At 53.0% G+C, this 20575-nt stretch carries 15 protein-coding genes and 1 tRNA gene; 13 read left to right on the forward strand and 3 right to left on the reverse strand.

Annotated elements, in window-relative coordinates; genetic code table 11:
• The first annotated feature begins 36 nt into the window (after positions 1 to 36).
• Both KUF73_RS26900 and KUF73_RS26905 read left to right on the forward strand, forming a co-directional pair.
• Entirely contained in the window at positions 37 to 672 is a 636-nt protein-coding gene (locus KUF73_RS26900) for an NADH:ubiquinone oxidoreductase subunit N (protein ID WP_218441008.1), read from the forward strand.
• Positions 673 to 907: 235 nt separating this feature from the next.
• Positions 908 to 2407, forward strand: coding sequence for a YdgA family protein (locus tag KUF73_RS26905; protein WP_218441009.1), 1500 nt, complete (start codon positions 908 to 910; stop codon positions 2405 to 2407).
• A gap of 100 nt (positions 2408 to 2507) precedes the next feature.
• On the opposite strand, the gene KUF73_RS26910 is transcribed toward KUF73_RS26905, so the two are convergent.
• A complete protein-coding gene (locus KUF73_RS26910; RefSeq protein WP_218441010.1) occupies positions 2508 to 4031 on the reverse strand; it encodes an apoptosis inducing factor family protein in 1524 nt (507 codons plus the stop codon).
• A 139-nt stretch (positions 4032 to 4170) separates the two neighbouring features.
• Here KUF73_RS26910 and KUF73_RS26915 point away from each other — a divergent pair, with 139 nt between their 5' ends.
• The 8 genes from KUF73_RS26915 to KUF73_RS26950 all read left to right on the forward strand — a co-directional run bounded on the left by KUF73_RS26915 (position 4171) and on the right by KUF73_RS26950 (position 13263).
• Positions 4171 to 4734, forward strand: a complete 564-nt coding sequence (locus tag KUF73_RS26915) for a YbhB/YbcL family Raf kinase inhibitor-like protein (protein WP_218441011.1) — start codon at positions 4171 to 4173, stop codon at positions 4732 to 4734.
• An 86-nt stretch (positions 4735 to 4820) separates the two neighbouring features.
• On the forward strand, positions 4821 to 6557 hold the full coding sequence (locus KUF73_RS26920; protein WP_218441012.1) for a VWA domain-containing protein: 1737 nt from the start codon (positions 4821 to 4823) through the stop codon (positions 6555 to 6557).
• A complete protein-coding gene (locus tag KUF73_RS26925; protein ID WP_256345698.1) occupies positions 6557 to 6694 on the forward strand; it encodes a hypothetical protein in 138 nt (45 codons plus the stop codon). Before KUF73_RS26920 ends, KUF73_RS26925 begins: the two co-directional genes overlap by 1 nt.
• A 19-nt stretch (positions 6695 to 6713) precedes the next feature.
• Entirely contained in the window at positions 6714 to 6980 is a 267-nt protein-coding gene (locus KUF73_RS26930) for a hypothetical protein (RefSeq protein WP_218441057.1), read from the forward strand.
• A gap of 704 nt (positions 6981 to 7684) precedes the next feature.
• Positions 7685 to 8671, forward strand: a complete 987-nt coding sequence (locus KUF73_RS26935; RefSeq protein ID WP_218441058.1) for a glycosyltransferase — start codon at positions 7685 to 7687, stop codon at positions 8669 to 8671.
• A 226-nt stretch (positions 8672 to 8897) separates the two neighbouring features.
• Positions 8898 to 10832 (forward strand): hypothetical protein, encoded by a 1935-nt coding sequence (locus KUF73_RS26940; RefSeq protein WP_218441013.1) that lies wholly within the window; start codon positions 8898 to 8900, stop codon positions 10830 to 10832.
• Positions 10833 to 11670: 838 nt separating this feature from the next.
• Positions 11671 to 11967, forward strand: a complete 297-nt coding sequence (locus KUF73_RS31880) for an EamA family transporter (protein WP_371135566.1) — start codon at positions 11671 to 11673, stop codon at positions 11965 to 11967.
• A 9-nt stretch (positions 11968 to 11976) separates the two neighbouring features.
• Positions 11977 to 13263 carry a hypothetical protein gene (locus tag KUF73_RS26950; protein WP_218441015.1) on the forward strand — a complete coding sequence of 429 codons (1287 nt, stop codon included), beginning with the start codon at positions 11977 to 11979 and terminating at the stop codon, positions 13261 to 13263.
• 369 nt (positions 13264 to 13632) lie between these two features.
• Here KUF73_RS26950 and KUF73_RS26955 read toward each other — a convergent pair whose 3' ends face one another.
• Both KUF73_RS26955 and KUF73_RS26960 read right to left on the reverse strand, forming a co-directional pair.
• The gene (locus tag KUF73_RS26955; protein ID WP_218441016.1) at positions 13633 to 15072 is read right to left on the reverse strand and encodes a hypothetical protein; all 1440 of its coding nucleotides are present in this window, start codon (positions 15070 to 15072) and stop codon (positions 13633 to 13635) included.
• Positions 15073 to 15804: 732 nt separating this feature from the next.
• Positions 15805 to 15881 (reverse strand) — tRNA-Arg (locus KUF73_RS26960).
• A gap of 348 nt (positions 15882 to 16229) precedes the next feature.
• On the opposite strand from KUF73_RS26960, the gene gabD reads away from it, so the two are divergent.
• The 3 genes from gabD to KUF73_RS26975 all read left to right on the forward strand — a co-directional run bounded on the left by gabD (position 16230) and on the right by KUF73_RS26975 (position 20480).
• Positions 16230 to 17672, forward strand: a complete 1443-nt coding sequence (gene gabD / locus KUF73_RS26965; RefSeq protein ID WP_218441017.1) for an NADP-dependent succinate-semialdehyde dehydrogenase — start codon at positions 16230 to 16232, stop codon at positions 17670 to 17672.
• A 186-nt stretch (positions 17673 to 17858) separates the two neighbouring features.
• The gene (gene gabT, locus KUF73_RS26970; protein WP_218441018.1) at positions 17859 to 19136 is read left to right on the forward strand and encodes a 4-aminobutyrate--2-oxoglutarate transaminase; all 1278 of its coding nucleotides are present in this window, start codon (positions 17859 to 17861) and stop codon (positions 19134 to 19136) included.
• A 129-nt stretch (positions 19137 to 19265) separates the two neighbouring features.
• Positions 19266 to 20480, forward strand: a complete 1215-nt coding sequence (locus KUF73_RS26975; RefSeq protein WP_218441019.1) for an HDOD domain-containing protein — start codon at positions 19266 to 19268, stop codon at positions 20478 to 20480.
• Positions 20481 to 20575 lie beyond the last annotated feature (95 nt).

Genomic DNA, 20575 nt, shown 5'->3' on the forward strand with positions numbered 1-20575 from the left:
CGCACAAAGCTCGCGCAGGTCATGGGGAAACCAATAATGAAAAACCCTTATGCTCTCGGCTTCTGGTGCGCCGTTGTGGCGTTGGTGCTGCTTTCGGCCGCCTATTTCTACGGCATCATGCTGGCCTACCAGATCGACAAGGCTCTGGTGTTCCTCGACAGTGCCACCGCGTTGATCGCCGTGATGTCCATCGCGGCGGTGGCCTGGGCGTCGGTCCAGAACCAGCGGACCAAAAAAAGACAACTCGAACAAGGCAAGACCCTGGTGCTGATCTGGGACACCAAGGTCGCGCTGCGCCGTGTCGAAACGGTGTTCGATCGATATTTCTGGGGCAGCTACTGGCAACCGGGGCGCACGTTCCAGGAAGTGATGGGCGAACTCACCGGCACACCGCTGGAAAAAAGCCTCGAAACCTTGAAAAAACAGTGCCTGGAGCTGGATAAACAGGTCGCCGCCGACGGCTGGCACTGGCTCAACAACGCCCGGGAGTTGGCCGACGTCGCCACGGCCATGGCCCGCGAGCGTTATCAACTGGACTTTTGCGACCCGCGGGCGGAGGTGACGGGCGGGGCGGTGATCAATCGGGATTTTGAAGTGCTGGTGTATACCTGGACCGCGCGACTGAAAACCTTTGATCATCAGCTTGATGAGATTGAGGTTCAGTATTCCTGATCGCAAAAAGATCGCAGCCTTCGGCAGCTCCTACATGGGAATGCGTACCCCTGTAGGAGCTGCCGCAGGCTGCGATCTTTTAAAACCGACGACACTCTTCACCTTTAATCATTAAGTCGCCCCGCGCGCCTGATGCTAATCTGCACCCCACTTTCAGCGCAGTCGTGACCACAACCCGACATGGGTTCAGGGAAGACGACCACACTTTCAACAACGGACATTGATCGGGTCATTCATGAATAAATCAGCAGGCGTGCTTCTGGGAATTGTTGTCGCCATCGGTGCAATCAGCGCTGGCGGTGCCTGGTACACCGGCACCAAAATCGAAGGCGTGGTGAATGCCTCGCTGATTGATGCCAACCAGCAACTGCAAGCCGCGCTGGTCGGTCACAAAGGCACGGCGACGCTGGAGCTGGTGTCGCTGGAGCGTCATGTATTCAGCAGCACCGCGCACTATCGCCTCAAGGGCGACGGTGAAATGTTTGGCGAAGAGCCAATCGAGTTGCTGTTTGTCGATCACATCGAACACGGCCCGCTGCCGTTCTCGCGCCTGGTGTCGCTGAAGTGGTTGCCGGTCATGGCCACCAGTCATTACGAACTGGAAAAGACTCCGCTCACCGAAAAATGGTTCGCCGCCACCAAGGGCGCATCGCCACTCAAAGGCGTGGTCAATATCGGCTACGACAACTCCACCAACGGCACGCTCGAACTGCTGCCGCTGGAAACCGCACTGGACGACAAATCCAGCCTGAAGTTTTCCGGCCTGAAGGTCGATGTTGCGGCTAGCGCCCAGGCGCAGAAGGTCAAGGCTGACGGCTACATGGACAGCCTGAAGCTGACCACCGTTTCCGAAGATCAGGCGCCGGTACAGGTCGAGTTGAACGGCCTGACCCTGGCCAGCAACCTGACCAAAAGCACCTACGGTTATTACACCGGCGAGAACACCGTCGCGCTCAGCGACAGCAAAACCACGTTCGGCGCCAAACAATCGGTGCTGGGCTTCAAGAATTTCGAAATGAAAAACCAGACCGAAGAATCGGGCACCAGCGCGTCCGGGCGTGCCGACTACAAGGTGGGCGAAGTGTCCTTGAACGGCAAGGCTGTTGGCTCGGCACAAATGGCCATGAGCCTGAAGAACCTCGACATCCCGGCCACTATGGCGCTGATGCAGATCTATCAGACCAGACTGCAACCGTACGAACAGGCCGTCGCCGAGGCCACCGAGGCGGGTCAACCCGCGCCAGAGCTGAAGCTGACCGAAGCCGAAGAGGCGCAGCTCAAAAGCAACCTGGAGCAATTGCTCGCTGCCGGTCCGCAGGTGGCCCTGGAAAACCTGTCGTTCAAAACCACCAACGGTGAAAGCCGCGCCAACCTGGTGCTGGACCTGACCAAGCCAGCATCGATCGAGGTGCCAACGGAGCAACTGATCAGGCAGTTGATCGCGTTGCTGGACATCAACCTGCAAGTGTCCAAGCCGATGTTGGTCGACGTGTTCACCGTGCAGTCGCAAATCGACGGCCAGACCGACGCCAAGCTCATTGCTGATCAGGCGACTGCCACCGCCGACATGTTCGGCAGCATGGCGGTCGGCACGCAATTGGCGAAACTGGACGGTAATAACATCATCAGCAAACTGCACTACGCCAACAATCAGGTGGAATTCAACGGCCAGAAAATGACTGTTGAGGAGTTTGTCGGTTTCGTCATGAGCAAGTTTGCTGGCCCGACTCAGTAAGCACGGCACTCACCTGCAGGAGCTGCCGCAGGCTGCGATCTTGTGACTTTTGAAAATCAAAAGATCGCAGCCTGCCGCAGCTCCTGCATGGAGTCGCGTTTCAGCCTCGGATCAAGCGCCACGCCTCGTCCATCGGCAGCGGCTGTTTCATCCTTTCAGCCAGCATCGCCATCGTTCGCTCTTCCTCACAGGCCACGGCCGCCGTCACCACACCATTTTTGCCGAACAGCCCGATAAAGGGTGGTTGCGAAGGGTCACCCTTGAACTCGACCTCGTCCCAGGCTTCGGCATGACCGAGGTAGTCGTAGTTTTTGCCGAAGTGCCAGGTCCAGAAATACGGGACGTCGAGGTAATGCTCGTCGCCACCGAGCATGTTTGCGGCGGCAATCCGCGCCTGTTGTTGCGCCAGTCGCCAGTGTTCGATGCGTTGCGGCTGGCCGTTGAGCGGGAAGGTGGCGATATCGCCGGCGGCCCAGAGCCCATCGGTCACGCGCATGCCGCCATCGACGCGCAGTGAATGGTCCTTTTCCTGTGGCAGACCGTCAAACGGCCCGGTCGCCGGGCTTACGCCAATCCCTACCAACACCAGGTCCGCTGGAAACCGTTGCCCGTTATCCAGGCACACCGCTTCGACATGGGTTGAGCCTTCGATCCGTTCAACTTCGCCGTTCGCATGAAACATCACCCCATTGGCCTCATGCAGGGCGAGAATCGCCTTGCCGACGCTGTCGCCGAACTGTTTGGCAAAAGGCACTGGATGCCGGGCCAGAACGGTGATGTCGAGGCCATGCTGGCGCAGGGCTGACGCGGACTCCATGGCGATAAAACTGTCACCGATAATCACCGCCCGTTGGCCGGGTTTGGCGCTGTCGAGAATCTGCTGCGCATGAGCTTTCGAGCGTAAAACGAATACCTGCGGCAGATCTGCTCCGGGCAATTTGAGCGAGTTGGGCACGCCGCCAGTGGCCAGCAACGCGGCGTCATAGATGAGCGATTGACCGTCGGCCAGGCGTAGCGATTGGGTGGCGGCGTCCAGGCTCGTCACTTCGCCCTGTATTCGCTCGATGCGCTGCTCACGGTAAAAGTCTTCGTCACGCAGCGACGGGATTTCATCGGGTGGTGTCTCCCCGGAAATCACGAACTTGCTCAGCACCGTACGGTCGTAACCGGCACCGGTTTCTCGGTCGATCAGCAGCACGCGGCCACCGAAACCCTTTTCGCGCAACGCCGCTGCAGCTGCCGTGCCAGCGGCGCCGGCACCGACGATCACGAAAGTGCGCTCATCGTCGTTCGGCGGGGTATGGGCGTCCGACAAAGGTTGATCGCCGACCCACACCTCATCATCACGCACTTCAAGAGGGTAGCGCTTGAGGCTGTCCAGCGCCGGCGGCTCGCACAAGCCACCGTCCTCGATTCGAAACTGCGCTTTGTGCCATGGGCAGGTCAGGCGTCCGTGGCACAGCGCACCTTCGGCCAGCGGCGCCCCGGCATGAGGGCACTCGCCTTGATAGGCGCGTAATTGATCGCCGACTTTCAGCAGGAGGATTTTGCTGCCCTGGAGACTGACTTCCAGGCCGCGGTCTTCGGGCACATCGGCGAAACGGGCGACGCGATGCAGGGTCATGATCGCTCTCCAAGCTGTCGTTTCCCTTAAGAGTCTGATGCTTTTCTCGAGGTTCAGCCAATTCCCACTGCCACGGCGTGAACGGTCCAGCTATAGTTTGCACGCCGACGACGGCCCCACACGCACAAGGTACTCCGGCATGACCCGATTGACCTCTCTCAACCCTTGGCTCGCGGCCGTAGCAGTTGCCCTTTGCGTTCAGTTTCCGGCGCAGGCGGCTCAGGAACGTTTCACCCTGAACATCCCAGGTGTGTCGGATGACCGTCTGTTCACTTCCGCCGCTGCCAGCGATGCAAAGGGTTGCGGCGGGCACAATGTTTCACCGGCGCTGAGCTGGAACGCAGGTCCGGCGGGCACGCTCAGTTACGCCGTCGTCATGCACGATCCGGATGGCCAGAAAGGCCAGGGCGTTGATCATTGGGTGCATTACGGCATCAAGGCCGCTACCCATCAGATCCCGGCCGGCGTCGGCGCAAAATCCACCCTTGAAGGCGTGGCTGGCATTAACAGCAAAGGCACCCCAGGGTATGTTGGCCCTTGCCCGCCGGCTGACGACAGTGCCCACCACTACATCATCCAGATCTACGCCCTGGACCTGGCCCCCGAAGCATTGCCCGCCGGCCTGAGCCGTGAGCAATTGCTGGAAAGAATCAAAGGTCATGTGCTGAAAAACAGCAGTGTGGTGCGGCGTTATCACCGCTGAAGATTTTTTAGCGAGGTTTAACCCGAACCGGTTGGGCTGCCCGTCTCAGAGGATGAATGGATCAATTTCCTCCTGAGGTCAGCCCCATGCTTTTTCCTCTACAGCTCCTCCCACTGCATGTCCTCCGCCCCGCCGCCCAGGGTTTCGCCGCCGGGGTGCTGCTGGCCGCCGGCGGTTGCGGCGTTTCGTCCAAACCTGAATCCGCCAATGTGCCGCCACCCGCCCAGTCTGAGCTGCAAATCGAAGCCTTGGTGCAACGCGAGGCAGCTTTAGCCGATTCTGTGGGCGCCGATGACTCATTGGCCAAACGCAGTGTGCGTGCAGCGCCCATGGCCTCGTTTGCGCCGTTGCCAGAGGGTTCGCTACCGGGTTATCGAGATGAGCCGCGCGAACAGTATCAAGCGCTGGCGGATAACCCGATCCACAGCGTTGCCGAAGCGCCGGTCTCGACCTTCAGCGCCGACGTCGACACCGGTGCCTACGCCAATGTCCGCCGTTTGCTCAACCAGGGACGCCTGCCGCCTGAAGGCGCGGTGCGGCTGGAGGAAATGGTCAATTACTTCCCTTACGACTACGCCTTGCCTACGGATGGCTCGCCCTTCGGCGTAACCACCGAGTTGGCGCCATCGCCGTGGAACCCGCATACCCGTCTGCTGCGCATTGGTATCAAGGCCTCGGACCGCGCGGTCGCGGAACTGGCCCCGGCGAATTTGGTGTTTCTGGTGGATGTATCCGGCTCCATGGATCGCCGCGAGGGCTTGCCTTTGGTTAAAAGCACACTGAAATTGTTGGTCGACCAGTTACGTGATCAGGATCGGGTGTCACTGGTGGTCTACGCCGGCGAATCCCGTGTCGTGCTGGAACCCACTTCCGGGCGGGAAAAAGAGAAGATTCGCTCAGCCATCGATCAACTCAGCGCTGGCGGTTCCACAGCCGGTGCCTCGGGGATCGAGCTGGCCTATCGAATGGCCCGGCAGGCGTTTATCCCCAACGGCATCAACCGCATCCTGTTGGCCACTGACGGTGACTTCAATGTCGGCATCAGCGACTTCGACCGTCTCAAGCAAATGGCTGTGGATAAGCGCAAGACAGGCGTGTCCTTGACCACCCTGGGTTTTGGCGTGGATAACTACAATGAACATCTGATGGAGCAACTGGCCGACGCTGGCAATGGCAACTACGCCTACATCGATAACCTGCGCGAGGCGCGCAAGGTGTTGGTGGATCAACTCGGCTCGACCCTCGCGGTGGTGGCGAAGAATGTGAAGTTGCAGGTGGAGTTCAATCCGGCGCAGGTCAGTGAATATCGTTTGTTGGGCTATGAAAATCGCGCGTTGAAGCGTGAGGATTTCAACAACGACAAGGTAGACGCCGGTGAAATTGGTGCAGGGCATACGGTGACGGCGTTGTACGAAATTGTCCCTGTTGGCGAGAAGGGTTGGCTGGAGCCGTTGCGCTACGGTAAATCGGGCACCGCTGCTTCTGAGAAGATCGGGGAACTGGCAATGTTACGTGTGCGTTATCAGTTGCCTGAAGGTGGGAATAGTCGCTTGATCGAGCGGCCAATCGATGGTGCCTCGGCCGGCAACGCCAGCGACGACCTACGCTTTGCGGCGGCGGTGGCGGCGTTTTCCCAACAACTCAAGGACGGTCGCTATACCGGCGACTTCAGCCTGAAAGACACTGAGGCATTGGCCCGTGGTGCACGGGGCGATGACCGCTTCGGCCTGCGCGGCGAGTTCGTGCAACTGGTGGAACTGGCGCAAAGCTTGCGCACGACCACCGCGTCCAACCCGACGGCCACTGACCGACGGATTGAATAGTGAGCCGATTAAAAGGCTTCATCAGCCAGCTGCTCGCATCTGCAGGCAGCCCTTACGCCAGCAGCGACGAATCGCTGCTGGCGCGTTATCGCGACGAAAACCTCACCGCGCGACTCAAGGATTTGCAGAGAAACTAATCGCCATATGCCCGACAATTTGGCATCAAAGCCTGAAAGCGCGCACTATCTGGCCATAGTCGATGCGCTGGAGGATGCCGTGACAAAAAAAATCGACCGTATCGCCCAAATGCTCAACTGCCCGGAAAAGGGCGAGGAACTGCGGCGAGCGATTACTGAGAGTCGTAAGGATTTTCTGCTGAATCAGCCGGAAGCGGATGAGTCCGATGAAGAGGACGTTCTCGAAGAAGTGTTTGATGACGACGAGGATGATGAGTACGACGAATTTGATTGGACGACAGAGTAAAAAATTGCCGCGACCGTGTTTTATTGCAAATTTTTCAGATAAAACGAACCACCTTGATGCTCAACATTTGAATCCGCCTTCCCTCTAACCCCCCCATAAACCTTAGAATTTAAGGCGTTCTCTTTTTTGCGTTTGCTGTACCAAGCGGGATTTTAACCCGCGCCCTCTGCCTTCAAATTCCTGGAAACTGACGTTTAAAATCAATACGTTAGTGAGAGTTAGTTGCAAAATTCGATTCCGTCGCAGTTTGCTTCCATTTTTTTCAAAACAGGTCACAACTGAAAAAGCGACAGCTTTTTGCGCACAGCAATGGCATTGATACCGTGATGTGGCGAGACTTTGACGTTAGAGGTGCCCTTTGCTGGCGTTCCTGAGCGTTTTGAACTGTGGACGTCTTGAGATAAGAAGTTGGCTGGCGCAAGGCAAATTGATTGTTTTGGCCAAAAATGGTATCCAAAAAAAGTGGACGCCATCACCCTGCGCGGCGGTGTCAAGAGGGCGTGTTTTACGGACGATTACTGACGGCGCCATCATCATCGCGTAGTATGTGCCGACTTAGATTAACACTTACGATCCCGTACAGCAGTGGGCCTCACGAGCCTTCAGGATCGATAAAAATATTAAAGCGTCAAGATTATATAGTGTTTTATATAAACTCTAGCCGAATAAAGGAAGTAAAAAGAGTGAGTGCAGTTGAAAGCATAATGCATATAGGAGCAAATATAGAGACGAATGTGAAAGTGGCCGTAGTAGTGCCCTCCTACAAGGTCTGTGCTCATATTCTAGATGTGGTCTCCGCTATAGGTCCGGAAGTCGCTCGTATTTATATTGTGGACGACTGTTGTCCTGACGGCTCTGGCGATTTTGTATTAAATAATTGTTCCGACGATAGAGTTGTAGTTTTAAAGAACAAAGAAAATCTCGGCGTAGGTGGCGCTGTAATGGCAGGGTACAGAGCTGCTATTAATGATGGAATGGAAATCATTGTAAAAATAGACGGTGATGGGCAGATGGATCCATCCCTGATTTCGGACTTTATACTTCCTATAATCTTGGGCGAGGCTGATTATACTAAAGGTAACCGCTTTTTTGACTTAGAACAAATTAGATCAATGCCACGAGTTAGATTATTTGGCAATGCTGTACTTTCGTTCATGACTAAAATCTCCTCTGGGTACTGGAATCTTTTTGATCCTACCAATGGATTTACGGCGATACATTCGGACGTTGCAAAACATTTGCCCTTTGACAAAATTAGTAACAGGTATTTTTTCGAAACAGATATGTTGTTTCGTCTTAATATACTTAGGGCTGTGTCTGTCGATGTGCCTATGGATGCGAAATATGGGGATGAAGTTAGCAATTTGAAAGCGTCAAAAATAGTTTTTGAGTTTTTGTTTAAGCATATAAGAAACTTCAGTAAAAGAATTTTTTACAATTACTATCTTCGCGACATGTCACTAGCGTCAATCGAAATGCCGCTGGGTGTTGTGCTCGTTTTATCCGGCGGAATTTATGGCGTTGCAAATTTAATTGGATCAATCCACACCGGCATCTCAACGTCTGCAGGTACGGTAATGCTGGCCGCACTTCCTTTGATCCTTGGCGTTCAATTTTTACTTGCCTTCATCGGTTATGATATAGCATCTGTTCCAAAGAGGCCGTTTCATAGGTTAAGGAAGAAGAAGTGATTCAGTTGTTAGTGATAATAGGTGATGTTGGAATTGCGTGCAGCCATAGTATCAAGTTGCGCGCATCTTTTCTTTGGAAGAATTATATTGGTTCCGGTAGAACGCCCGTTTATGCTTGGGGAGAGGTTTGAAGTTCAGGGCTTTCTGAGTGGTCTGCTAATATTTTGCGGTGTCGTAACTGCGGTTAAGTTGTAAATAATATAAATCAATAGGGCGCTGCGAACTCATGTTGTTCATATTGTTGCTTTTATCATCTGTAGGCTATGTTTCGTATTTTACCTTAGAACATAAGTTGAAATTCAGCTCTGCGCAGTTTGTATACATTATGTGTATTACATTGATACTTTACTTCTGCGCTATTGGTGGCTTTCTGCAGGTCGGTGTAGCGTTATCCCTTGGGGGTGGTATAGCGTTACTGTTGGTTGTTCTGTTTAGGCACTTCGAGAAAATCAAGAGCTTAAATAAGCGTCCGAGTGGTGAAGTCGTCTGCAGTGGTTTTTATTTTATTCCCGTTTTAATATTCTACGCTTCGATTTCGTCAAAATTTCTTTTTACTGGATGGGACGAATTTTCGTTTTGGGCATCCAGTATAAAGGTTATATATCAAACTAACGCGCTATACGTGGAAGGCTCTCCGGTGGCCTTCAAGTATTACCCGCCCGGCCAGCAGTTGTTCCAATATTACTTTACCTATCTCACAGCCTGGTCGGAAAAAAATGTTCTGCTGGCTCAGATTATATTCATGCTGTCTTGCCTGATATGCGTCACAGGGAGCCTTCACAAAAAAATCACCCCACTATCGATAGTTACTTATTTCGCGTCCTGTGCCTTGATTTACTATTTCGGGCTTGATTTTGCGCATATTTTTATAGATGGGATATTAGGGCTGATGTTTGCGGCTGCCATCTCGTTGGCGCTGACAAATAGAGGGATTAAAGGGACGCTAATTGTTTCAGCTAGCGTAGCGTTATTAGTGATCGCCAAGCAAATTGGATTGATCCTTTCGTTAGTAGTGATTGCAGTATATTTCTTGGCGTCTGTATTCAGGGAGCGAGCGGAGAGCGATGATTTAAAGTTTCATTTCAGCTCTTTACTTAAGCAATCCATTTCCGCTCTGGTGTGCCTTGCAGCGATATATTTCACGTTTAAAACCTGGGGTTGGTACGTAAAATCAATAAACGCATACACGTCATTTTTATTGCCTGACTTTACAACTGTGCTGCAGACACCAATGTTGGAAAGGTTAGGCACTACGTCAATTGAGTTTATCAGGCGTTTGCACACTGACGCGTACACATCTTATACTCCAGACTTTATAAGGGCAGTGCTAGCAAAAATAGATGTATTTCCTAACGCTAGCTACCTCATTATTAAGAATCTCCCGGAAGCGATAGCTCTCTCCGTAGCGGGGCTACTCGGATCACTCTTAGTCTGCAGCACTGTTTGTGTACTGCTGTCGAAAAAAGCAGAAAGACTGAAAAATCTATCAGTCTTTGGTTGCCTTGCCGTCGGAGCCGTTGGCTACCTCGCATTCTTGTTAATATGCTATCTCGTATTTTTTTCGGAGTATGAAGGGGTTCGATTGGCATCATTTGAAAGGTATGTCAGTTCGTACTTTTTAGCTTGGACGCTCATAGTGCTGGCGTGCTATTCGGCTTCTGTCGACAACATCAAGTCGAGATGTTTAAAGATTATTGGCGCAGTGCCAATCATGTGTATTATCCTTTTTTCTCCATTGAAATTTTACTCGGATATGATTCTTATCGACAGCCCGCCAGAACCTCTCAATGTACGGTTAAAAGTTGAGTCGTTATCTAGCGCAGTTAAGAATAGAATCAAGCCAGGAGAGAAAGCGTACTTTATTAGTCAAAACTCAATTGGATTTGAAAAATACGCTTTTAATTACGAAATGATCCCCAATAATTCTGTGTGGTGGTGCTGGTCAGTAGGCGACTTGTACTTTCCTACAGATGTTTGGACCTGTAAAAAAAGTCTTCCTGGCTTATTGTCTGGTTATAAGTATTTAGTGATTTATCATGCGGATGAGCAATTTTGGCGGGATAACTCGCAGTACTTTGCGGCAGACTCACAAGGTAAGGAATCAGGAGCATATGAAATCAACGAGAAGAATGGAGTCATCGAGATTCAAGAAATCAAATGAAGTTGATAAGCATGGCTTAAATACATTGTCGCGAGAGGAATGGTAGTCACCTCCCTCCTCCGCACCGATCCGTACGTGCAGACTTACCGCAAGGGGCTCCATGAGCCCCGTTATGCCGTTACGCTCCAGAGCCATCACGTCATCACGCTGACCAACCAGGTGGTGAATAAAGTCACCACTTGATCTCCCCCGATGCTGTGCTCCCGATTCCTTTCCGGAGCCAGCATCTTATGAAGTCACCCAACGCAAAAGTCGAAAAAGTCCACCTCTAACCCCAAACCTGTCGACTTCCGAAAATCGATCGACGACTCACTTCTCCGGTTGAACTGGGCTTCAAGGCTGGGAAAAGCACCTCAGCACGAAAAAAGCCGGCTAAATTTCTGCGTGATAGCTTATCGGACGGTTCTGAGGCAACGGATCACCCGAATTGCACGGTAAAGCGCTGAGGGGCTTGTGGATGGTGTCAAGGGTTGCGGGTATGGACGGTCAGGGGCAGGCGGGTTTTGTGCCCGCAGACAAATCTGGACGGTATCGGGTTTTAATTGAAAAAAAATCTGATATAGTTTTCAACAAAAATCCAGGTCCATATTTTATAAAAAATATATCCGATTCAGTAATGGAGTATTCGGGAGTTGGAGGAGTAAGCAAAATACTCCATGTATTGTAAGTAACGTATAAGCCTGCTTTCAATGCTGGAAGCTCTATCCAACGCTAAGGGCAGCAATGCTTTAACTTTTAAAAAATTACCATTATTTGGCGGCCACATACAAACATGAATCAAACCAATATTCTAATTTGCCTCGGTTGCGCCGTTGCAGTTGCGGTGGGCCAAGTGCTTATGAAGGTAGCAAGCGTATCTCTGAACGAAACAGGCTCCTTGTTTAGCGTCCGTACTTTTTCCTGGCTAGTGTTGGCATTTTCCGTTTACGGAGTGTCCTCCTTGGTTTGGATATACGTATTGAAGCATGTCCCTCTATCCCAAGCCTATCCGATGATGTCCATTACATTCTTATTGGTTCCAATAGCCAGCGCGTTGTTTTTCTCGGAAAAATTTGATTGGGTCAACGTTGCATCATCAGCGTTAATAATGGCGGGAATTTCTCTAAACTCAATCGCCCGAAACGGGATATCTTAAGGACTTGATATGAATACTGTGGAGCGCACACTAGTCATTGAGCTCAATGAATTCAACGAAGTGCTACTGCAACAAGCAGCTAAGCGTTTTGGTTTGGAAAACATTAAAACGGTTCTAAGTTGGCGGCACTGCGAAACGCAGGCTGACCATGATCAAGAGCACAATGGACTGGATCCCTGGTGTCAGTGGGTTTCCATTCATACTGAGCAACCCTCGTCGACCCACAATGTGATTCGACTGGGTGATGTCGATAAGCTCAGACATCCTCAAATTTGGGAACGTCTGGGAGAAGACGGCGTTAGTACTGGGGTTTGGGGAGTAATGAACGCTAGGCGAAATAGTGCTCCTGAAAATCTTTTTTTCACGACAGACCCTTGGAATTTTACGGAGCGGCCATTTCCAGACAGTGTTGCAGGTTTCTTTGCATTGCCGGTTTACTACTCAAAAAACTATATGGATCTTTCGTGGGCTAAGGCTGCAAAAGCAGCACTCACGACATTGGTAGCGACGTTTAGGCAATTGCCAATTAGCACTTTGTGGAAAGACTTGTTGTTCGTTCTTCGTCAAGTGCGTGGGGCCAAACTTAATACGTGTTTTCTTTTCGGAGCATTTGAGTTGCTTTCGACTCGATTGTTTCTCAAATTCAGGAAAAAGCATGATCCTAGTGTTTGTTTCATATTTTTGAACCTGATTGCACACTTTCAGCACCACGATTGGAAGAGCGCTGACGACATCGACGATAGTGCGCGCGCGGTGTTTTCTTTTCTAGATCGTATTTTAGGAATACTGCTAGACAAAAATTCGGGTAGCCAACGCGTTCTCTTGCTTAACGCATTTACGCAAAAAAATGTTAGCCAGGATGCATTTTTTTGCTACAGACAAATTAATCCATTAGGGTTTTTGCAACGTATTGGCCTGCAACCGGTACGAGTAGAACAGTGCATGACGAACGATGGGCACGCTTTTTTCTCCACACCTGAAGCGTGTCAGCGCGCAGCTGACTGTTTAAGCGAGGCTCGGATTGGAAATGTGCCCGCGTTCGCAATTGAAGTAGACGAGCGACAACCCACTCGACTTTTCTATCAGTTTTCTTATTGGGGGCCGGCGGACTCTTCCACCAAACTGGAAATTGCGGGCGAGACTATGCCGCTTTTCAATGAGTTTGCTTTACACGCCAAACGCACTGGTGCCCATGTCACTCAAGGCAATGCGTTTTTTAAGGGCTTGGAACTACCGCCGACGTCGCCTAACTACGAGGTTTTCGGTCATATTTGGCCTCCGACCGCCCGCCCTTAATCGACCGTGAGGCTCATCACCTTCAGCTATCCATGCCCCGAAAGCATTTTTCGGGCTGGATTGCTTTTTGACTATTCGAACAGGCGGGCGCAGGAGGTTGTGTCGCGCCTGCTCGAAGGATATCGCGTGCCAGCGCTCAGCATTACAGCCTGGTCGAGAGCGCGAGAGCAAACAGCCAAATACCCATTGCGCTACTGCGCCCCGCACCTGGACATCTCCCACCGCGGGAGCGCAAGAAGAATGCGCAAACCGTACTCGAACTGATTCAGCAATCAGTGGACTGGTATGCGGCCTGGGACTTCCCGAAGGTCTGGTGCAGGCTCGGGCCTCGCTGCCACAAGCGAACTTCTGTACATTGAAAGAGACCATCTATAACCGTCGTTTCTTCAATTTCAGCAAAAGTGCCAGCAACACTCCCCACAAGTAGAAAGTCATGATGCCTGGGTACGGCTGGCGCATACCTACTTTAAACATGTTGTCTACGAACACCAGGAACAAGACAACACCTACTATCCCAACAATTTTTGATGAAGAAAAAACTCTTGGAAAATTGCGAATAACTGAGTAGATAGTAAATGTGGCGAGCCCCAGCAGCGGAACTATCGCCAGCACCCCGAAATTATAAATGAAATCCAGATAGTAATTGTGCGCGCTCGGATAGACGTTTCTGTCCGGTGGTTCATGGTGGCCAAGTAAAATAGAGTTTGGGGTCTGAAAAATTTCATTAATATAAAACTTTAGATACGTGGCGCGCTCAGTGAGATTTCGCGGGGTCTGAAGTACTTCCTCCTCTGGCTTGTTAACAATATTGGGTATTTCCAGGTGGGTATCCAATGGGATTTGAAGTACTGCATTGTCGATTGTATCTGTGGTGTCAGACTCGTTCATTTGCGCTGTTGAAGGAGTGTCAACACCAAGCTTTTCTTTGGAAAGTTTCGAGTCATTTGAGGAGGCGGAAACAATCAGTATGAAAACCGCGAGCATCGTGGTGACGGAGGCATGAAGGCGGTTTTTACGCAGTAAAATAGTACGTCCAGAAAAACATACCAACCCAAAAGTTAGAAGCCCAATAGCAAGTATCGAGTGAGACAGTGAGATATAAGCGCCCATCAATCCGGCCAAGGCCGATAATAGCAAGCGGTAGGTAGGAAATTCCCATAACGTAAAAATAGCGACTAAAAACGCTCCAGCAAAGATGACCGGGATGTATTGCAAATGTTGATAGGCACTAAATAGAAAGAGGGAGGGTGAGAGGATATTCATACCGTGTGCCCACGTCGTCATTAGCTGGGCAGGAACGGTGAATAACAGAATTAGAGTAAAGGCTTTTGCCATAATCGTTATGGCACCGGGCCTGGACCCATACTGCTGCCCAAGAACCAGAGCACACATCGGCAGGATGTATTGCGCCAACAATATGAGTTTTGAATTTTCTATACTTTTGAAATCCATGCCAAGCAGTACAGTGGTCAGTAACACGCTTAGGCAAGTCAAAAGCAATATCGTTATGGTTAAGCGTGCTTTTGTAAGTTCACCCAAATACACAATCCCGATACCGCACATGATAATTGAGAATGGTATTGGCAATATGCTAAGTATTCCGCCGCTGCTGAAGTAAAATGATGCATCTGTGAAGATGCCATTTGATAGCTGAAAAAAAACTGGCAGCAGCAAAAAAAATGCAATGACAAATAAAACCGGCTTTATTTTCTGATGGGGATGCCGATGTTCCCTTCCGAGTATTCTGTTTATCATGCGCTTCTGGTCAGTCAGGTTAAATGCAGGATAGAAAGAAGGGCGCCATGTCATCGATGTTATCCAGCTTGAGATTATTGAGTTGTGCGCGGGGCATGGCGTCGGGATATGTATTAAAATTCTTCAAAACAAAATCAACCCTTAATAGGACGTGCCAACGGGGTCAATTTTAACTTGGTTGTAGCCTGAAAATAATGCCGAGCCTGCTCGGTCAATATAAATCGACACGTTTTACCTGTGGCACACATTATTAAAGACGACAAGATGCCGTAATGAGAAAGCCGTGAGGCTGTTCAGTTCTGAATTGGTTTTACATTAATTCATGCAGGTAGCTGATTCGTTGAATGTGCTTAACGAAATATATCGGTAAGTGCCCTGTAAGCTCGCTTAAAAAGGCCTCTATGGAGGCCGCGACAAGGTTACGCACTAAATAACTATATTCAATACCTCAACGGAAAATAGGAATAGTCCTACAATTCTTGTATCAGTAGCAGGTGCTTGGTACCGACGTAGCGAATAGCAGCTCCCATTATTTCGGTTGCCGTACCTTACGGCAGGCCCTCAAGGGAAGAGTTGGACTCAGAGGATCCCCGGCAGGGAGGTCTTGATGGGAAAAGTCTATTAACTGAAGGGCGTGGCTAACGTGCGCATGGCGTCGGTGATGGCCTGAAGCCTTGTCCGAATATGCTTCGCGTACAAAAGCAAACGCCCCGAACATGTCGGGGCGTTTGATTGAGGCAATTTCACGCGGTTTCAAGCAGTTTGAAACGGGCAGAAACTAGAAGATGGTGCACCAGGCGGGATTCGAACCCACGACCCCTGCCTTCGGAGGGCAGTACTCTATCCAGCTGAGCTACTGGTGCAATGCGGGCGCCATGATACTCATATGCATTGCAGGCGTCCATGCTGCTGAATCGCATGCGGTTTTCCAAAGCGTAACCTGTGTTTGCTACGTTGATCAGAAAAATGCAGCAAAAAAGACGTTTTCGTTCTTTTTTTCGAACGCCCTATTGTCCTTTAACCCCTTTGAACCTAGGATTCGTTTGAGATTTCAAACGCTCTTGTCTGGGTGCTGAACCGCGCGAGTCCAATCCGTGCGCTATTTTGTGCTTCAGCCCGGTGAATGATTTCCCTGACGGCAGCCTTTTGAGGCGCCTTTCTACAATCATAATTTGCCCCGCGCGTGCGCGGTGCTGTTAAGGAAAGCCGACATGCAGCTTAAAGACACCCAGTTGTTCCGCCAACAAGCCTTCATTGATGGCGCTTGGGTTGATGCGGACAATGGTCAGACGATCAAGGTCAACAACCCGGCAACGGGCGAAATTCTGGGTACTGTGCCGAAAATGGGCGCTGCCGAAACCCGCCGTGCAATCGAAGCCGCTGACAAAGCGCTGCCGGCCTGGCGTGCACTGACCGCCAAGGACCGCGCCAACAAGCTGCGTCGCTGGTTCGAACTGATCATCGAGAACCAGGATGACCTGGCTCGCCTGATGACCATGGAACAAGGCAAGCCATTGGCCGAAGCCAAGGGCGAAATCGTTTATGCCGCTTCCTTTATCGAGTGGTTCGCCGAAGAAGCCAAGCGCATCTACGGTGACGTGATTCCGGGCCACCAGCCAGACAAGCGCCTGATCGTGATCAAGCAGCCTATCGGCGTGACCGCTGCAATCACCCCGTGGAACTTCCCGGCTGCGATGATCACCCGTAAAGCCGGCCCGGCCCTGGCAGCCGGTTGCACCATGGTGCTCAAGCCTGCTTCGCAAACGCCCTTCTCGGCGTTCGCTTTGGCTGAGCTGGCTCAACGTGCTGGCATTCCTGCCGGTGTGTTCAGCGTTGTTTCCGGCAGCGCTGGCGACATCGGCTCCGAGCTGACCAGCAACCCGATCGTGCGCAAGCTGTCCTTCACCGGTTCGACCGAAATCGGTCGTCAACTGATGTCGGAATGCGCCAAGGACATCAAAAAAGTGTCCCTGGAACTGGGCGGCAACGCGCCGTTCATCGTGTTCGACGACGCGGACCTGGATAAGGCCGTCGAAGGCGCGATCATTTCCAAATACCGCAACAACGGCCAGACCTGCGTCTGCGCCAACCGTCTGTACATTCAGGATTCGGTCTACGACGCGTTCGCCGAGAAGCTGAAAGTGGCCGTGGCCAAACTCAAGATCGGCAACGGTCTGGAAGACGGCACCACCACTGGTCCGCTGATCGACGAAAAAGCCGTAGCCAAGGTTCAAGAGCACATCGCTGACGCCGTTTCCAAAGGCGCCACCGTGTTGTCCGGCGGCAAGTCGATGGAAGGCAACTTCTTCGAGCCGACCATCCTGACCAACGTGCCGAACAACGCTGCCGTGGCCAAGGAAGAAACTTTCGGTCCTCTGGCCCCACTGTTCCGCTTCAAAGACGAAGCCGACGTGATCGCGATGTCCAACGACACCGAATTCGGTCTGGCTTCCTACTTCTATGCTCGCGACCTGGGTCGTGTATTCCGTGTGGCGGAAGCCCTGGAATACGGTATGGTCGGCGTCAACACCGGGTTGATCTCGAACGAAGTCGCTCCATTCGGCGGCATCAAGGCGTCGGGCCTGGGCCGTGAAGGCTCCAAGTACGGCATCGAAGACTACCTGGAAATCAAATACCTCTGCCTGGGCATCTAATAAGCCCGGCAAGGCATTGCTTCAAACGCAAGGGGCACGAGAGCGCTGTCCCCTTGTGTGTTTCAACCGGAATTTTCTCGGTGGCCGGGAGCGCTGTGACAGTCGATCATCGCATGCTGTCGCAGTTGCCTCCCCGCCGCTTAATCCTTGAACCACGCCGCCCGATGAGCGGCGAATGAGGAATGTATGAGCAAGACTAACGCTTCTTTGATGGCCCGCCGTACCGCTGCTGTTCCACGTGGTGTTGGCCAGATTCACCCGATTTTCGCCGAGTCCGCGAAGAACGCTACCGTGACCGACGTTGAAGGTCGTGAGTTCATCGACTTCGCTGGCGGTATCGCCGTGCTGAACACCGGCCACGTGCACCCGAAAATCATCGCCGCCGTGACCGAGCAGTTGAACAAGCTGACCCACACTTGCTTCCAGGTTCTGGCCTACGAGCCGTACGTAGAAGTGTGCGAAAAAATCAACGCCAAGGTCCCAGGTGATTTCGAGAAGAAAACCCTGCTGGTCACCACCGGTTCCGAAGCCGTAGAAAACGCCGTGAAAATCGCTCGTGCCGCCACTGGCCGTGCTGGCGTGATTGCATTCACCGGCGCATACCACGGTCGCACCATGATGACGCTGGGCCTGACCGGTAAAGTCGTGCCTTACTCGGCCGGCATGGGCCTGATGCCAGGCGGCGTATTCCGCGCGCTGTACCCGAACGAGCTGCACGGTGTGAGCATCGACGATTCGATCGCCAGCATCGAGCGTATCTTCAAGAACGACGCCGAGCCGCGTGACATCGCTGCCATCATCATCGAGCCGGTTCAGGGCGAAGGTGGTTTCTACGTCGCTCCGAAAGAATTCATGAAGCGTCTGCGTGCACTGTGCGACCAGCACGGCATCCTGCTGATCGCTGACGAAGTACAGACTGGCGCTGGCCGTACCGGTACGTTCTTCGCCATGGAACAGATGGGCGTTGCTGCCGACCTGACCACCTTCGCCAAATCCATCGCTGGCGGCTTCCCGTTGGCCGGCGTTTGCGGTAAAGCCGATTACATGGACGCCATTGCTCCAGGCGGCCTGGGCGGCACCTACGCGGGTAGCCCGATTGCTTGCGCCGCGGCCCTGGCCGTGATGGAAGTGTTCGAAGAAGAGCACCTGCTGGATCGCTGCAAGTCGGTTGGCGAGCGTCTGGTAACGGGCCTGAAGGCCATCCAGGCCAAGTACCCGGTAATCGGTGAAGTCCGTGCCTTGGGCGCGATGATCGCGGTCGAGCTGTTCGAAAACGGCGACAGCCACAAGCCGAACGCTGCTGCAGTGGCATCGGTTGTAGCCAAGGCTCGCGACAAGGGTCTGATCCTGCTGTCTTGCGGCACCTACGGCAACGTTCTGCGCGTGCTGGTACCGCTGACTTCGCCGGACGAGCAACTGGACAAAGGCCTGGCGATCATCGAAGAGTGCTTCTCTGAGCTCTGAGTGTGACCTGATCGACAAAAAACCCGCTTCGGCGGGTTTTTTTACGCCTGCGCAAACGCATCCCACGCGATAGCGCTGTAACGATTGAGCAGCATTCGCTAAGGTTCAGCTATTGCCAGGGAGAGCTGTATGACTGTCGTCAATTTACCCGCCGTCCCAAGAGTCCTGATCGCCGAGGCCGACCCATGGTCTCGCGACATGCTCAAGGAGGTGCTGTTGAACGTACGCTGCGACGCGCGTCTGGACCTGTGTGCCGACGGACAACAGGCGCTTGAGCTGCTGGCAGCCAACCCTTATGACCTGGTGATCGTCGACTGGGAATTGCCCGGCGTCGATGGCCTGAATGTGTTGCGCAGCGTCCGCCAACGCAAACGCAATCCGCCGCTGCCGTTCATTTTGATGAGTAGCCGCAGTGACAGTGCAAGTGTGCGCGAAGCCCTGCCGCTCGCACCCGCAGCGTATTTGACCAAACCTCTGAACATGGAAAGCCTGACCCACCGTCTGCAGGATTTGCTGCTGGCCGCTGGCGAAGAAGTGTCGTGCGAGGTGCCGACGCTGGCACCGGGCATGACGTTGTCGGTGTACCTGGAGCGTCGTCGTGAGCTGGCGGAAGGTGCGCCACTGATGACCGACGTGCAGTTGGCGGTCAAGCGTAGCCTCAACCCTGACGGTCTCGATTTGACCGCGCTGGAAGACGAAATCCGTATTGATCCGCAGGTGACTGCCGTGCTGATCGCCGCCGCCAACAGTGCGGCCCACCACAATGGCGCGGCGGTGCAAACCGTGTCCCAGGCGCTGCACAGGCTGGGCACCGGGCAAAGCATGAACCTGATTCTGGGGCTTGCTCTCAAGCGCAGTGCGCGCCTCAGTGATCCGTACCTGTCGGACTACGCCGAGCGTTATTGGGACTTGTCGCTGCACACCGCCGAATACGCACGAACGCTGGCGCGTTTGCTCGATCTCGATCAGGCGCGCTGCTACTGCGCCGGCATGCTGCATTGCCTCGGCGACCTGGCGCTGCTGCGCTGTTTGCAGGAGTGGAAGCAGGCCGGTGGCGAGCTGGATGAGCAGGAAGCGGTAGGCGAGGCGCTGGCTCAGTTCGGCGCGGCGTACGGTTCAGCCCTGCGCACCCGCTGGCGCCTGCCGCTGGAGCTGCGAGAGCTGATTGCGGCGGTCTACCAGCTCGGTGGCGGGGTTTATTCCCGCGAGGCGCTGGTGATGAACATGGCCGCTCAGATGGCGCGGTTGACCGAGCATGATGGCATCGAGGAACTGGCGAAGAGTCGCACGGCGCGTTTGCTCAAGATCGGGCTGCCGGAGTTGATGCGGATGCGCAAAAAGTAAGACTTCATGCAAACCCCCTGTAGGAGCGAGCTTGCTCGCGAAGGTCTGCCAGTCAAAGTTGATGTCGACTGACACACCTTCGCGAGCAAGCTCGC

This window comes from Pseudomonas sp. PD9R (genome assembly GCF_019200975.1).
Taxonomy (GTDB): Bacteria; Pseudomonadota; Gammaproteobacteria; order Pseudomonadales; family Pseudomonadaceae; genus Aquipseudomonas.